Annotated in this window: 14 protein-coding genes; 6 read left to right on the forward strand and 8 right to left on the reverse strand. The window is 69.1% G+C overall.

The features are described from left to right. Positions 1-19: 19 nt before the first annotated feature. The 4 genes from G9C85_RS05535 to G9C85_RS05550 form a co-directional block, all read right to left on the reverse strand. Complete coding sequence (locus tag G9C85_RS05535) at positions 20-835, reverse strand: ABC transporter ATP-binding protein (protein ID WP_205254326.1); 816 nt, start codon at positions 833-835, stop codon at positions 20-22. Between the two features lie 200 nt (positions 836-1,035). After that, positions 1,036-2,196, reverse strand: a complete 1,161-nt coding sequence (locus G9C85_RS05540) for an iron ABC transporter permease (protein ID WP_166037700.1) — start codon at positions 2,194-2,196, stop codon at positions 1,036-1,038. A 2-nt stretch (positions 2,197-2,198) separates the two neighbouring features. Further along, positions 2,199-3,272 carry an FAD-dependent oxidoreductase gene (locus G9C85_RS05545; protein ID WP_166037701.1) on the reverse strand — a complete coding sequence of 358 codons (1,074 nt, stop codon included), beginning with the start codon at positions 3,270-3,272 and terminating at the stop codon, positions 2,199-2,201. Between the two features lie 2 nt (positions 3,273-3,274). Next, positions 3,275-4,444, reverse strand: a complete 1,170-nt coding sequence (locus G9C85_RS05550) for an ABC transporter substrate-binding protein (RefSeq protein WP_166037703.1) — start codon at positions 4,442-4,444, stop codon at positions 3,275-3,277. A gap of 181 nt (positions 4,445-4,625) precedes the next feature. On the opposite strand from G9C85_RS05550, the gene G9C85_RS05555 reads away from it, so the two are divergent. Together G9C85_RS05555 and G9C85_RS05560 are read left to right on the forward strand one after the other, a co-directional pair. Further along, positions 4,626-5,423 (forward strand): enoyl-CoA hydratase/isomerase family protein, encoded by a 798-nt coding sequence (locus tag G9C85_RS05555; protein ID WP_166037705.1) that lies wholly within the window; start codon positions 4,626-4,628, stop codon positions 5,421-5,423. A 2-nt stretch (positions 5,424-5,425) separates the two neighbouring features. Further along, the gene (locus G9C85_RS05560) at positions 5,426-6,403 is read left to right on the forward strand and encodes a D-2-hydroxyacid dehydrogenase (protein ID WP_166037707.1); all 978 of its coding nucleotides are present in this window, start codon (positions 5,426-5,428) and stop codon (positions 6,401-6,403) included. 66 nt (positions 6,404-6,469) lie between these two features. Here G9C85_RS05560 and G9C85_RS05565 read toward each other — a convergent pair whose 3' ends face one another. The 4 genes from G9C85_RS05565 to asd form a co-directional block, all read right to left on the reverse strand. Next, on the reverse strand, positions 6,470-6,676 hold the full coding sequence (locus G9C85_RS05565) for a hypothetical protein (protein WP_166037709.1): 207 nt from the start codon (positions 6,674-6,676) through the stop codon (positions 6,470-6,472). 34 nt (positions 6,677-6,710) lie between these two features. After that, positions 6,711-6,881 carry a hypothetical protein gene (locus G9C85_RS05570; protein ID WP_166037711.1) on the reverse strand — a complete coding sequence of 57 codons (171 nt, stop codon included), beginning with the start codon at positions 6,879-6,881 and terminating at the stop codon, positions 6,711-6,713. A 75-nt stretch (positions 6,882-6,956) separates the two neighbouring features. Then, a complete protein-coding gene (locus G9C85_RS05575; protein WP_166037714.1) occupies positions 6,957-7,313 on the reverse strand; it encodes a phosphatidate cytidylyltransferase in 357 nt (118 codons plus the stop codon). Between the two features lie 64 nt (positions 7,314-7,377). Next, positions 7,378-8,412: an aspartate-semialdehyde dehydrogenase gene (gene asd / locus G9C85_RS05580; protein WP_166037716.1), complete on the reverse strand. Its 1,035-nt coding sequence runs from the start codon at positions 8,410-8,412 to the stop codon at positions 7,378-7,380. Between the two features lie 151 nt (positions 8,413-8,563). Here asd and G9C85_RS05585 point away from each other — a divergent pair, with 151 nt between their 5' ends. The 4 genes from G9C85_RS05585 to G9C85_RS05600 all read left to right on the forward strand — a co-directional run bounded on the left by G9C85_RS05585 (position 8,564) and on the right by G9C85_RS05600 (position 15,434). After that, positions 8,564-9,472 (forward strand): DUF6293 family protein, encoded by a 909-nt coding sequence (locus G9C85_RS05585; RefSeq protein ID WP_166037718.1) that lies wholly within the window; start codon positions 8,564-8,566, stop codon positions 9,470-9,472. 90 nt (positions 9,473-9,562) lie between these two features. Further along, entirely contained in the window at positions 9,563-11,251 is a 1,689-nt protein-coding gene (locus tag G9C85_RS05590) for a TrkA family potassium uptake protein (protein WP_166037720.1), read from the forward strand. Between the two features lie 106 nt (positions 11,252-11,357). Continuing rightward, positions 11,358-12,452, forward strand: coding sequence for a phosphotransferase family protein (locus G9C85_RS05595; protein WP_166037722.1), 1,095 nt, complete (start codon positions 11,358-11,360; stop codon positions 12,450-12,452). A 321-nt stretch (positions 12,453-12,773) separates the two neighbouring features. After that, a complete protein-coding gene (locus G9C85_RS05600; RefSeq protein ID WP_166037724.1) occupies positions 12,774-15,434 on the forward strand; it encodes a valine--tRNA ligase in 2,661 nt (886 codons plus the stop codon). Positions 15,435-15,444: the final 10 nt, after the last annotated feature.

Below are 15,444 nucleotides of genomic sequence, written 5' to 3' on the forward strand. Positions count from 1 at the left end.
GTCAGTTCCCCCGTCACCGTCAGTCCCCGTCGAGCGCCGCGTGCGGCGAGATGTGCGGGCCCGTCGGGCTCTCCGAGTCGACCGTGGCGTCGACCTCGAACACGTCCGCGAGCAGCGCCTCGGTGACGACGTCCCGCGGCGGCCCCCAGTCGTACAGTTCGCCGTCCTTCATCGCGATGAGGTTGTCCGCGAACCGCGCCGCCTGCCCGACGTCGTGCAGGACGATCCCGATCGTGACGCCCGCGTCCTCGTTCAACGACCGCAGCACCTCCATCACGCGCAACTGGTGGTGGAGGTCGAGATGATTGGTCGGCTCGTCCAGCAGGAGGACGTCCGTGTCCTGCGCGAGCACCATCGCGATCCACGCGAGCTGCTTCTGACCGCCGCTCAGGTTGCTCATCTCGCTATCGCGTAGGTGGTCGACGCCCGCGAGCCCGATCGCGCGCTCCACGGCCTCGTGGTCGGCTTCGGTCACCGACTCGAAGAACCCCCGGTAGGGATAGCGGCCGTGGTACGCGAGGTCCTCGACGGAGAGGCTCTCCGGCGCCTTGTTGTGCTGCGAGAGCAGTCCGAGGCGGCGCGCGAGCGTCTTCGTCTCCAGGGACCGGATCTCGTCGCCGTCCAGCAGGACCCCGCCGCGTTCGGGCGCGAGCTGGTCGGCCATCGCCTTCAGGAGCGTGCTCTTCCCGCTCCCGTTCGGGCCGACGAGCGCCGTCACCTCGCCCGCCGGCAGCAGGACGCGCTCGCACTCGACGACCGGCTCCTCGGTCGTCGGATACCCGACGGCGAGCTCCTCGCCGACGAGCTCTGTCGGCGACCGGTCGACCTTCGACATCGTCGTCCGTTCGACGCCGGACGCACTCGCCTCCGAGTCCGGAGCGGCGTCCACGTCGGGGTCGGTTCGGCCGTTCGACGATTCACCGACGCCGTCGCCCCCGTCCCGCTCGACGGCGCCGTTCCGCTCGGCTGTGCCCTCCGGCTCGTCCGTGCCGTCCCCCTCGGACGCGTCGTCGCCGAAGATCCCGAATCGACCCATCAGATCTCACCCATCTCGTCCTGTCGTCGCATCAGGTAAAGGAAGTACGGTCCGCCGAGCAGTCCGGTGACGATACCGACCGGAATCTGGACGGGGCTGAGTGCGAGGCGCGCGCCGACGTCCGCGGCCACCATGAGCGCCGGCCCGGCGAACACGCAGCCGACGACGAGCCGTCGGTAGTCGCTCCCGACGACGTTCCGGACGACATGCGGGACGACGAGGCCGACGAACCCGACGATGCCCGCGACCGCGATGCTCGCCGCCGCCGCGAGCACCGCGACGCCCGAGAGCGCGAACCGCATGCGTTCGACGTTCATCCCGAGGGACTTCGCGGTGCGCTCGCCGAGCAAGAGGACGTTCAACTGGCGCGATCCGATCAGGGCCGCGCCGACCGCGAAGATCGTCCACGGGAGCGCCATCCGGACCTGCTCCCAGTCCGTGCCCGTGAGCGACCCCGTGGTCCACGCGATCGCGGACTGGACGACGCCGATGTCGTCCGCGAAGAAGAACAGCGTCGTCTGGAACGACTGCGCGATCGTGCCGACGATGACGCCCGCGAGCACGAGCCGTACCGGGCTCGTGCCGTTCTTCCACGCGATCGCGTACACGACGACGAACGCCGCGATACCGCCGATCGAGGCGATGACCGGCAGGAGCGCCGAGGGCGTGAGTACGAACCCGCCGAACAGGAACGGGACGGCGATGGTCGTGCCCGCGAGGAGGACGAGCGTGACGAGGATCATCAGGCCGGCGCCGGAGGAGACGCCGAGGATGAACGGGCTCGCGAGTTCGTTGCGCGTCACCGCCTGGAAGATGGCGCCGGAGATGGCGAGGTTCATGCCGACGAGGACGGCGACGAACACGCGCGGCAGCCGGATGTTCCACACGATGAGGCTCCGCCGGTTCATCTCCGGTACCTCGCCACCGAACACGAAAGCCTGCCAGGCGTCCGGGTTCAGGAGAACGTTCGGGTCGAACACGGCCCCCCATGCCTGGGCGAGCGTCATGTCGAACGACCCGAAGCTCACCTGCACGAGCCCGCTCGCGACGACGATCGCGACGCTCGCGGCACAGAGCGCGAGCAGCGACCCGTCGACCCACCCGAGGAAGCCCTCGCGCTCCGTCGCGGCGCGCGAGGACGGAGCGGTCTCGCTCGCCATCGTCAGTCGCTCGCCTCCGTCCGGTCGTCGTCTTCGCAGGTCGCGTCGTCGTCTACGCGAGCCGGGTCGTCGTTGCTGTCATCGGAAGTCGCGCCGGCGTCGCTGCCCTCGGAACTCGCGGTATCGTCGACGTACTCGTGGATCGCGTCGTCGTCGACGGCGTCCAGCACGCGGTCGTGGCCGACGACCTCGACGAAGCGTTCGAGGCCCGCTTCGGCGCGCCGCTCGGCTTCCTCGTCGGTCACTCGCGTCTCGAACGCCTCGTCGACGTACGCCTCGCGGAGCTCCTCGTGGCGTTCGGGCGAGACGTCTGCGTCGTCGTCGGTCTCGTTCTCGTACCACTCGCGCCAGCGGTCGCGGTCCGCCCACTCGCCGGAGAACTCCGCGTCGCGTCGAACCCAGTCGTACTCCGGAACCAGCCCGCCGGTGTACCCGCGGTCGCGCCGGCGGTCGGCGAGCAGCGATCGCGCGACGTGCGCGCCGTTCCCGGCCGCGACGATCGCCTGCGCGCTCCGAGAACCGGCGGGCGACGCGACGTAGAGCCCGTCGATCGGCGTGCGGCCGTCGGCGTCGGCGTACTCGGGGTCGAAGCGCTCCTCGACCTCGCCGTGGTGCTCGTGGGCCTCGAACATCTCGTCGTCGTCGAGGCCGTCGAGGTGCGACCCGTCGTACCAGGCGGCGGCGACGATCGCGTCGGCGGCGACCCGCCGATCGTCCTGGGTCTCGACGACGAACGGCCCGTCCTCCGCGGGGCGCTCGACCGAGACGACGTGGTCCGGGACGAGCGCGGCACCGGCGTCCTTGAGGTGCGCGGCGAGCAGGTCCCGGAAGACGTCGACGTCGATGCCGCCGGGGAACCCGGGGTAGTTCTCGAGGTACGCGCACCGCGGGAGCGCGCCGTTCCCGCGGTCGAAGACGGTCGTGTCCAGCCCGTACCGCGCGGTGAACACCGCGACGGCCGACCCGGCGGGACCGCCGCCGACGACGACCACGTCGCGATGCGCGGTCGCGTCCGCGGTCACGTCGTCGCTGCCGCCGGAAGCGTCGTCGGTGCCTCGCGCAGCGTCGTCCGTCATCGTCAGAGGTTCCCGTCGACGACGTCGGCGACGCGCTCGCGGTCGAACAGCTCGCCGTCGTGCCCGTAGAGCTGCGCGGCGGTGCGTTCGGTGAGGACCATGTTCGTGATCGGGCCCTGGTAGAGGCCACCGGCGCGGTAGACGTCGCCGTTCTGGACGGCCGTGAGGTCGCTCGCCGTCGAGTGCCCTTCGAGGTAGCTGACGACGGTGTCCTGGAACTCGCTTTCAGTCTTGGCCTCGTACCCGCGCAGCAGGAGGACCTCCGGGTCGACCTCCAGGAGCGTCTCGACGTCGATGGACCCGCGGCTCCCGTGGAAGTCCTTGATGTCGGTGTCGGCGAGCGCGTCGTGGACGCCGAGGTCGCGGAGGTGCTTGAACCCCGTTCCGTCACCGATGATGTAGGGGTAGTACTCCTCGGGTTGGTCGCCGACGCCCCAGAGCACCGCGGCCGACGGCGCGTCGCTGGCCGGCGGGACGACCGGCGCGAGGTTCTGCTGGAAGTCGTCGTGGATCGCCTCGAACGCCTCGTAGCGCTCGGTGCGCTGGAACACCTGCGCGAGCTTCTCGAAGCCCTCGTACAGCGAGTAGTACCGGTAGTCCTCGTGCCACGGGTAGTGCTGCGCGTAGATGCAGTTCCCGAACATCGGGCCGACCCGTTCGCGGATCTCGTCGACGTCGCTCTCCTTCCACTGCCCACGGTTTATTAGGAAGTTCGGGTCCATCACGTGGACGTCGGCGTCGAGCGCGTAGAACTGCTCCTTGCCGAGGCCGCTGTCGCCCCAGAGCTCGGTCATATCGCTCTTGTCGACGCTGACGCCGGGAATCTCGTCGTAGTACTGCGTGTGGTATCGGCTCGGGAGCCAGAGGCCCTTCGGCGGTTCGAGGCCGAGCGCGACGCCCATGTCCGCCCACGAGCCGTTGTTCGCGACCCACGTTTCGGGGACGCTCTCGAACTCGACGTCGCCGACCGGTACCATCGACACCGAGTACGGGCCGTCGTCGCTCTCGCCCGTCGTCGTCGACCCGTCGCCGGCCGTGGTGGTGTCGTCGTCGGTGGAGTCGGTCGTTCCCAGGCTCGACGCGCAGCCGGCCAGGAGGGTGCCGGTGAGTGCGGCGCCGCCCATCTTCAGAACGTTACGTCGTAGTGGCTCTGCATCCGAATCCTCCGTCATAGAAGTTAGGCTGCCCTAAACAAATAAAGTGCTTGCGGTTTTTAGGGACGCCAAAACCAGTGCGTGAGTATCACGAACACGCCACTCCCGTCGGGGCGCAGCGTCACCTCGTCCCGCCGCCGGCCGCGTCCGAGCACCGGGACCGGGTGGCTTTTTCTCGCCGCCGGTCGCACCCACTCCCATGCAAGTCGACGAGGAGTTCGATCACGTGAACATCGATCACGCCGACGGCGTGGCTCACGTCCGACTGGCGCGACCGGACGCGCACAACGCACTGGACGTCGACACCGCCATCGACCTGAAGGACGCCCTCGCCGCCACCACGACGGCGAGCGACGTCCGCTGCGTCGTCCTCGAGGGCGAGGGGAGCGCGTTCTGCTCGGGCGCCGACCTCGCCGCGTTCGAGGGCGACGAGACCGACCAGCGCCGGCTCGACGCCGTCGCCACGCGCCTGCACGCCGCCGTGCGAGCGCTCGCGACGAGCGCGGTCCCCACGGTCACGGCCGTGAACGGCGTCGCCGCCGGCGGCGGGTTCGGGCTCGCGCTCGCCGGCGACCTCGTGCTCGCCCACGAGTCCGCGCGCTTCGAGTACTCCTACCCCCGCGTCGGGCTGTCCGGCGACGCCGGCGCGACGTGGTTCCTCCCGCGCCTCGTCGGCATGCGTCGCGCCCGCGAGTTCCTCCTCCTCGACGAACCCGCGTCCGCCACCGACGCCGTCGACATGGGGCTCGCGACCGAGGTCGTCGACGCCGACGACTGGACCGGCCGCATCGACGCGGTCGCCACCGACCTCGCCGCGGGCCCGACGAAGGCCTACGGTGCCGCGAAGAAGCTCATGAACCGCTCGTACGAGCGGACGCTCAACACGCAACTGACCGCGGAGAAGGACGCCATCGGCGCGCTCGCGCGCACCGACGACTACGCGGCCGGATACGAGGCGTTCTTCACGAAGGAGCAACCGACGTTCAGAGGCGAGTAATCATGAGTGACAGCAACCAGCTGACGGTCGCGGTCCTCCGCGAGACCGTCCACGGCATCCCCCTCGAAGACTACGTCGACTCGCTCCGCGAGCACCTCCCCGACCACGAGGTCGTTCGCGCACGCACGCCGAGCGAGGAACGCGAGGTCGTCCGGGACGCGGACGTCGTCGCCGGCATGAACATCAGTGACCGCGTCCTCGAGAACTTCGACGACGTCTCCCTGTTCGCGTGCGCGTTCGCCGGCACCGGCCACCTCCCGATGGACGCGCTCCGCGAGAAGGGCGTCGCGGTGACGAACGCCTCCAGCGTCCACGCCCCGAACATGGGCGAGCACGCGCTCGCCGCCGTCCTCTCGTTCACGCGACGGTTCCACGTCGCGCGCCGCCAGATGGCCGAGGACGTCTGGCGCTCGTACCCGACGCACGAACTCGCGGACTCGACCGTCACGGTCGTCGGCCTGGGCGCGATCGGAACCGCGGTCGCCGAGCGCCTCGACGCGTTCGACGTCGAGACCGTCGGCGTCCGGCACTCCCCCGAGAAGGGCGGGCCCGTCGACCGCGTCGTCGGCTACGACGACCCCGCCGGCGTCGAGAAAGCACTCGCCGAGTCCTCGTACGTCGTGCTCGCGTGCCCGCTCACTGACACCACCGAAGGCCTCCTCGACCACGACGCGTTCGTGACGATGCCCAGCGACGCGGTCGTCGTGAACATGGCGCGCGGCCCCGTCGTCGACACCGACGACCTCGTCTCCGCGCTCCGGCGCCACGAGATCCGCGGCGCCGCGCTCGACGTCACCGACCCGGAACCGCTCCCCTCCGGCCACCCCCTGTGGGACTTCGACAACGTCCTCGTCACGCCCCACAACGCCGGCCATACGCCCAAGTACTACGACCGCCTCGCCGAGATCGTCGCCGAGAACGTAAAGCGGCTCGCGGACGGCCGCGTCGACGACGAAGGATTCCAGAACGAGGTCGCCTGACCGACGGATCGCGCCGACGACGAACGCACCGACGGATCGCGCCGACGGCGGAGGGTTCTCGTGCGCTCAGGCGTCTCGCGAGAGCGAGTCCCGATAGCCCGCGCGCACCTCGACGACGAGGTACGCGAGGCCGACGACGGCGACGAACGCGACGCCGACGCCACGGACGTCCACGCCGAGCGTGGACTCCAGGGTCCCGCCGAACGCGACCGCGAGGAGCGTGGCGACGGCGACGACGCCGAGGAACGCGAGGAACCGCCAGCGCGCGTCCACTGGGACGCTCCCGGACTCGCCGCGCGACGCGAGGTTAGAGGTGCGCGCCGCCGAACACGAGGACGTTGAAGACGACGCTCGCACCGACGAAGACGGCGTCCGAGAGGTCGTACGCGTTCACCGCCCAGGACGTCCCGGCGAGGACGGCGAACGCGAGCGCGACGGCGACGACGTGAACCATCGTCTCGTTCGGACTATCCGACATACGAGTACCTGTCGGCCGCAGTGACGTAACTGTTCGCGTACACGGCTCGCGGAGCCGTCGGCGTGAGCGTGGCTGTCACGCGTCGAGACGGAGCAACGTCGATCCCGTGCGGTAGTTGTACGCCTCGACGACCGTGCCGACGGCCATGAGCGCAGCCAGCCCACCCTCGAACAGCGACCGCGGCGGACTCGCGTACAACAGCGCGAACGAGACGGTCAACAGGAAGGACGTCGTCATCGGCGTCCGCGGGTCCTCGCGCGTCCGCTCGAACGCTTTCGGCAGTATGGCGAGCGTGGCGAGCGCCATCCCCGCCAGTTCGACCGGCGCGACGGACGCGCCGAGTGCGATCGCACCGACGAGGATAGCGACCACGACGGCGGCGAGACCGACCGGAACCAGGTGGACGCGACCGAGGGAGGGCACCGAGACCATACGCCACGTGACGGTTCTCCGATAGAAAAGCGATGCGGTCGGTCGCGGCAGGACCCCGCGACGCTCAGAGCCAGCCGTCGCGCGAGAGCAGTTCGCCGTTCAGGACGCTCGCACCCGCCGCCCCGCGGATCGTGTTGTGCGCGAGACAGTTGTACTGGACGCCCGCCGGCGTCGCCTGGACGCCGCCGGCCGCGACCTGCATGCCGCCGCCGAGCATGCGGTCCAGGCGCGGCTGCGGCCGATCCGGCTCGTCGAACACCTTCACGAGCGGGTCGGGCGACGACGGCAGGTCCGCGCTCGGCGCGTCCGCCATCGCCGCCTCCACCTCGCCCACCGACGGGTCATCGTCGAGCTCCGCCCAGACGTTCTCCAGGTGGCCGTCGAGCGTCGGCACGCGATTGCACGAGGCCGAAACCGCCGCGTCGTGTAGCGACAGCGCCGCGCCGTCGAACTCGCCGAGGAGCTTCCGGGACTCGGACTCCATCTTCGCCTCCTCCCCGCCGATGTGCGGGACGACGTTGTCGATGATCTCCATCGAACTCACGCCCGAGTACCCCGCACCGCTGACCGCCTGCAGCGTCGACACGTGCACGCGCTCCAGTCCGAACGAATCGAGCGCGGCGAGCGTCGGCACCATCGTGATCGTCGAACAGTTCGGGTTCTTCACGAGCGCACCGTCCCACCCGCGCTCGTCGCGCTGCACCTCGATGAGGTTCATGTGCTCGGCGTTCACCTCCGGAACGACGAGCGGCACGTCCTCGTCCATCCGCGCGTTCGACGAGTTCGAGGACACCACGTACCCCGCCTCCGCGAACGCCGGCTCGACGCGCTCGCCGACGCTCGACGGGAGCGACGAGAAGATCAGGTCCACGTCGTCGGGCACCGCGCTCGGGTCCGTCTCGCGAACCGTCGTCTCCGCTACGTCCTCCGGGATCGGTGAATCCACGCGCCACTTCGCGACCTCGCGATACGGCCGGCCGACGCTCGACTCGCTCGCCGTCAACGCCGCGATCTCGAAGTCGGGATGGGGGTCGAGAAGCTGGATCAGTCGCTGTCCGACTGCACCGGTGGCGCCAAGGACGCCGACGCGTACACTCATGCTTGGTCGACGGTCGGAGTTACCCAAGCAAAGACCTTCGGGTGCCGTCACCGCTTGACGGAAGTCCGCGCAGCGTCACGGAGCCATCCCACGGTTCTCCGAGGCATCGCACGTACGGGGTTTCATTAGCGGCGCCGCGTTGCTTGGAGGTATGCAGACGCACATCGTGCCGGTCGGGTTCGACTACGACCGGCTGATCGCGCCGCTCGTGCGCGACCAGTTCGACGTGGAGCGCGTCATCCTCCTGGAGGGAGCGGTGGGGTCGGAGGCGAACGTCGAGTACTCGCAGAACCTCTCGGAGAAGCTCGAGCAGGACTTCCGGAACTTGCTGGGCGCGGACACCGAGCGCGTGGTGGTGGCGGACGTCTACGACTACGACGCGGCGTTCGAGCAGGCGTACGACCTCATCACGGCCGAGCTCGACCGCGGGAACGAGGTCTGGGTGAACATCGCGGCGATGCCGCGGACGGTGTCGTTCGCGTTCGCGACCGCCGCGCACTCGCTGATGGTCGAGCGCGAGGAGGAACGGGAGTTCATCCACACGTACTACACGGCGCCCGAGAAGTACCTGGAGACCGAGCTCGCCGAGGAACTGCGGCGCCAGCAGGACCTCCTCGACGACCTCCAGGCGGCGGGCGTCGACGGCGACCTCGAGGAGCGCGTCGCCGAGCGCCTGGAGACGTCCCGCGACCTCCTCTCGGAGTTCGACGAGCGCGGGACGACGATCGGCGCGAAGGAGATCGACGGCAGTCACGTCATCGAACTCCCGGTGGCGTCGTTCTCGAACGTGAAACCGTTCGAGGAAGTCATCCTGTTCGAACTCGGCGAGCACGGCGAGTTCGCGTCCGTGAGCGAACTCGCGGAGGCACTCGCCGAGGAACTGAACGAGGAGTACTCGGACTCGTTCCGGTCGAAAGTGATCTACAACGTCGACCGCCTCGGCCCCGGCGGGAAAGGCTACATCGAGCAAGAGAGCGCGGGGAAGTCCTACCGGACGCGACTGTCGCGGATCGGCGAACTCTGGGTGCGCGCACACGGCGACGGCCGCCACGGGGAGTGATCGACGGTACCCGCCGGCGACGCCACCACCGCGACCGCCGAGACGGCGAACTTTTGTCGTTCGGCCGTCGAATTGTTGGTGTACGCCCGCATGGTTCACGTTCCCAAGTCGCTGTCGGTCACCAACCTCTCCCGCCGGAACCGGCTGGTCGTCTACTACCTCACCGGACTCCTTGCCCTCGTCGGCCTCTACACGGTCGTGTACAACGTCATGATGGCGGAGCTCGAGGGCGTAAACCAGTCGATCTTCGCGTCGCTCGAGTTCGTCGTCCAGACGATGACGACGACGGGGTACGGCCAGGACTCGGGGCACTGGAGTCATCCGGCGATGTTCCTGTTCGTCGTCCTCACGCAGGTCTCGGGCATCGCGATCGGGTTCTTCACGCTCAGACTCATCGTCATCCCGCTGTTCGCGGACGCGGACGTGGAACTCGACGACCGGCTGTCGCCCAAGCGCGATCACGTCATCGTCTGCGAGTACCGCCGCGACTCGAAGGTCCTCCTCGACGAACTCCGCGAGCTCGGCATCGAGTACGTCCTGATCGCCTCTGACGAGGAGAACGCCCTCGAGTTGTCCAACGACGGCTACTCCGTCATCCACGGCTCGCCCCAGGACGCGTCCGCGTTCGAACGAGCGAGCATCGGGACGGCACGCGCAGTCATCACTGACGCGGAGGGCGCGAACGTGAACACGATACTGACCGTGCGATCGGTGCGCGAGGACGTCGACGTGATCGCGCTCACCGACGACAGCGAGATGCGGGACGTCCTCCAGTCCGCTGGCGCGGACACGGTGCTGTCGCCTCACGCCGTGCTCGGGCGTCGACTCGCTGAGAAGGCGATCTCCTCGTTCAGTGCGGAACTCACCGACACGGTCGCCCTGGGGGCCGACATCGAGGTAACGGAGGTCCCAGTCGACCACGAGAGTCCGCTCGTCGGGACGCGGATTCGGGACTCGCAGATTCGAGAGCGTACGGGCGCGAACGTCATCGCGGCGTGGATCGACGGCGAACTCCAGTTGCCGCCCGACCCGGACTCGGTCATCCGACCGAACACCGTCCTGTTGGTTTCGGGTGCGCGCGAGTCCCTCGAAGCGTTCAGCGACGTCACCCGGCAGGGGCGCGTGCACCGCCAGTACGACCGCATCGTCGTCGCCGGCCGGGGAGAGGTCGGGGAGGCGGCGGAGTCCGTCGTCACCGATGCCGGGATCGAGGCGGTGACCATCGACGTGACGGAGCGGGACGGGGTCGACGTCGTCGGCGACGCCGGGTCCAGGGAGGTCCTGGAGGCGGCGGGCGTCGCGGAAGCGGACGCCGTCATCGTGGCGCTCCCCGACGACTCGACCTCGCTCCTGACGACCGTGCTGGCGCGGTCACTGAACGAGGACGTCGAGATACTCGTGCGCGTGAGCGACGCGGGCGCCACCCGGAAGGCGCTGAGTGCCGGCGCGGACTACGTGCTCTCGGTCCCGCGGGTGAGTGCGAGGCTGGTCGCCATGGAGCTGCGCGGCGAGGACGTCCTGGCGCCGGCGAGCCAGATCCGGCTGGTTCGCGTGTCGGCGGCGCCATTCGCGGGATCGACGCTCGCCGACTCGAACATCTACGAGCGCACGGGTTGTCGCGTCATCGCCGTCGAGGACGACGCAGGAACCACCACCGCAGTCGACCCCCAGCGGGAGTTAACGGGCTACGAGCGCCTGACGCTCGTCGGCTCCGACGAAGCCGTCCAGCGGTTCCTCAAGCGATACGACGTCTCGCCGAAGCCCCCCGAGCCCGAGTGACATCCGCGCTCGTCGCGGACCCGTTACGTCGAGAGTGGGCAAGGGCGAGCGGTACGCTACCGAGACACGGGAACGTTCTTGCGAATGGCGGGCGTGGATTCGGTCGATGACCGACGGTGACGACGACCCTCGGTCGCTCTCGCGGGACGTCATCGAACGCGCAGTCGCCGCCGTCGCGCCCGAGTGGCAGGTCGCGGACGCGACCCTCGCGGACGGGGGGCACCTCGCGGTGTACGTTCTCGATCTCGATGCCCCGGACGGTCCCGACTCGGCGGTTCTGAAGGCGACGCCGCCGGAGTTCGCAGACGGCGGGGGCGTGCACGCGGAACCGCGCTTGCTCGCGCTCGTCGCCGACCGTACGTCGATCCCGGTCCCGACGGTGTACGGCGTCGTCGACGAGCGCGCTCGACTTCCCACGCCGTGCTTCCTGATGGAGCACGTCGACCGGGACGGGCACGTCGACGACCACCGCCTCCTCGACGCCGACGCGCTCGCACGGCTCGCCCGGACCACCGGGCGCTTCCTCGCCGAGCTGCACGACCTGGACGTCGTCGATCGGTTCGGCACCGTCGCGTGGAGCGGCGACGGCCCGCTCGACGGCGGCCGGCCTCGCGCCAGTGCGGACGCGTTCGCGGTGGTCGACGGCGGCCCGGACTGGCCCGACGTCGTCGCGGACTGGGTCGACCTCGAGTGCTCGAACCTCGAAAGCACGCGCTTCGCGGACTGCCGCTCGCCCCTGCGCGCCGCGCTCGACGACCGCGTTCGCGCGCTCGAGACCGCCAGCGAGCGCGGCGACCTCGAGTTCGACCCCGTGCTCGCCCGCATCGACCACGGCCTCCACAACGTCGTGCTCGCGGACGAGGGCGGCGACGTCGCGAGCGTCATCGACTGGGCGTTCGCGCTCGCGACCACGCCAGGGTACGACCTCGCCGTCGTCGCGGACGTCCTGACCGGTGGCGTTCGCGTCCACCGCGACGACCACCCGGACAGACGCAATCTCGCGGCGGACGCCCTCCTCGACGGCTACCGCGAGCGAGCCGGTCGCGTCCCAGTGGAGTACGGCGCGCACGGCGAGACCTACCAGTTGCTCGCGACGGTCCGCGCGATGAACCACCTCCAGCGCGTCCTCGACGACGAGCCCCCGGCCGTCCGCGACGTCGTCGCGCGAGGGCTCCGCGAGCGCGCTCGAGCGCTCGCCTGACGCGTTCGTCCGCGACTGTCTCGGTCCCACACCATCGCTACGCTTTTGCAGCCTCGGCGTTCATGCACGAGCATGGAGCACCACGCTGTCGCCGTAGTATGTCCCCTGGTCTGACAGCGGTGCCTTCGTTCTCTCGACGCCGCTCGCGACCGATCAGTCGCGAGCATTCGCGCCGTCACCGCGGAGTCGCCGAGGCGAGTACGGGAGAGCTCCGGCATCGTCGACAGCATCGCCATCTCATCGAGCGAGTGCGCCGTCCGTCGCGGCCGCGCATCGAGAACCTTAACAGCCGAATGCACGACAAACCGAACAAGAGAACACATGCCAGCAGGTGACTACGAGCCGGACCGGATCGAGGAGGAGTGGCAGGAGACGTGGGTGGACGAGGACGTGTACGCCTACGAGGGCGATCCCGAGGTCGACCCGAACACCGTCTACAGCATCGACACGCCGCCGCCGACCGTCTCGGGGAGCCTCCACATGGGGCACGTGTACGGGCACACGCTCCAGGACTTCGCCGCGCGCTACCACCGGATGGCGGACGACCACGTCCTGTTCCCGTTCGGGTACGACGACAACGGCATCGCGAGCGAGCGCCTGACCGAGGACGAGCTCGGCATCCGCCACCAGGACTACTCGCGTCGCGAGTTCCAGGAGAAGTGCCGCGAGGTCTGCTCGACGTACGAGGCCGAGTTCACGGGGAAGATGCAGGAACTCGGGATGAGCATCGACTGGTCGAGTACGTACAAGACCATCGAGCCGCGCGTCCAGCGGATCTCGCAGCTATCGTTCCTCGACCTCTACGAGCAGGGCCGCGAGTACCGGAAGAAGGCCCCCGCGATCTGGTGCCCGGAGTGCGAGACCGCGATCTCGCAAGTCGAGATGGAGGACGCCGACCGCCACACGCACTTCAACGACGTCCGGTTCGACCTCGCGGAACCGACCGAGAGCGGCCGCGAGAGCTTCGTCATCGGGACGACCAGGCCCGAGTTGCTGCCGGCGTGCGTGAGCGTCTTCGTCCACCCCGACGACGACGAGAACCAGGACCTCGTCGGCGAGACCGCGGAAGTCCCCATCTTCGGGCACGAGGTCCCGATCATCGAGGACGACCGCGTCGATCTCGAGACGGGTACCGGGGTCGTGATGTGCTGTACGTTCGGCGACCAGAACGACATCGAGTGGTACCAGGCCCACGACCTCCCGCTGCGGGTCGCGATCGACGAGTCCGGGACGATGACGGACCTCGCCGAAGACTACGAGGGCCTGTCGACGAAAGAGGCCCGCGAGGCGATCGTCGAGGACCTCGACGACGCCGGGCACCTCGTCGACCGCGAGCCCCACGAGCACGCGGTCCAGGTCCACGAGCGCTGCGAGACGGACGTCGAGTACCGCGTCTCGCGCCAGTGGTACATCGAGCTCCTCGACCACAAGGAGGAGTACCTGGAGGCGGGTCGCGAGATGGACTGGTTCCCCGAGAAGATGTTCTCGCGGTACCAGCACTGGATCGAGGGCCTGGAGTGGGACTGGCTGATCTCGCGCCAGCGCGACTCCGGCATCCCGTTCCCGGTCTGGTACTGCACCGAGTGCGACCACGAGGTCCTCGCGGAGCGCGAGCAACTGCCCGCGGATCCGCTCGCTGACGACCCACCCGCCGACGCCTGCCCCGAGTGCGGGCACGGCGAGTTCCGCCCCGAGGAGGACGTCCTCGACACGTGGGCGACCTCGAGCCTGACGCCGCTGATCAACGCGGACTGGGACCCCGAGACGCTCGGGGACGGCGAACTCGCCGCCGGCGACCTCGCACACCCCGAACTCTACCCGTTCGACGTTCGCCCGCAGGGCCACGACATCATCAGCTTCTGGCTGTTCCACACGGTCGTCAAGTGCTACGAGCACACGGGCGAGGTCCCCTTCGATAGCGTCCTCATCAACGGCTGGGTGCTCGACGAGAACCGCGAGAAGATGAGCAAGTCCAAGGGGAACATCGTCGACCCCGCGGACGTCGTCTCCGAGTACCCGATCGACGCGATCCGGTACTGGGCGGCGTCCTCGGGCGTCGGCGACGACTTCCCCTACAGCGACACGGACATCGTCGCCGGCGAGAAGCTCATCCGGAAGCTCTGGAACGCGAGCAAACTGGTCGATAGCCTCACCGACGAGGATTCGACGCCGCCGAGCGAGCGCGACGCGCCCGACGACCTCGACACGCTCGACGAGTGGCTGCTCGCCGAACTCGACGACCTCGTCGCGGACCTCAGCGCGCGCTTCGAGGACCACGAGTACGCGAAAGCCCGGAATCGCCTGCGGACGTTCTTCTGGGGGACGTTCTGCGACGACTACCTCGAGATCGCGAAGGAGCGCGACAGCGAGTCGACGCGGTACGCGCTCGCGCTCGCCCACGAGACGTTCCTCAAACTCTGGGCGCCCGTGATGCCTCACGTCACCGAGGAACTCTGGCACGAGCACTACGTCGCCGGCGACCGCGACGACGTCGACGCGACCGAGACGAGCGTCCACTTAGAGGACTGGCCCGACGTCCGCGGGTACGACGCGGACCTCGAAGCGGGCGAGACCGCGATGGAGGTCATCAGTGCGCTGCGGAAGTACAAGACCGACGCCCAGCTCGCGCTGAACGCCGACCTCGATCACGTCGAGGTGTTCGGGTCCGTCACCGGGTTCGAGGACGCCATCACGGGCGTCATGCACGTCGACAATCTGACTGTCCACCAAGAGTCCCCGGACATCACGACCGCGGTCGTCGACGTCGACCTGGACTACTCAACGCTCGGCCCGAAGTACGGCGGACAGGTCAACGACTTCGACAGCGCGATCGCCGACGGCGACTACGAGATCGCGGACGGCGAACTGCACGTCGCCGGCGAAGTCCTCGCCAGCGACGAGTTCGAGGTCCGTGAGGAACGCACGTACGCCGGGAGCGGCGAGATGGTCGAGACCGACCGCGCGGTCGTCGTCGTGCACTGACCGTCACTGC

It is taken from the genome of Halorubellus sp. JP-L1 (assembly GCF_011440375.1).
Taxonomy (GTDB): domain Archaea; phylum Halobacteriota; class Halobacteria; order Halobacteriales; family Natrialbaceae; genus Halorubellus.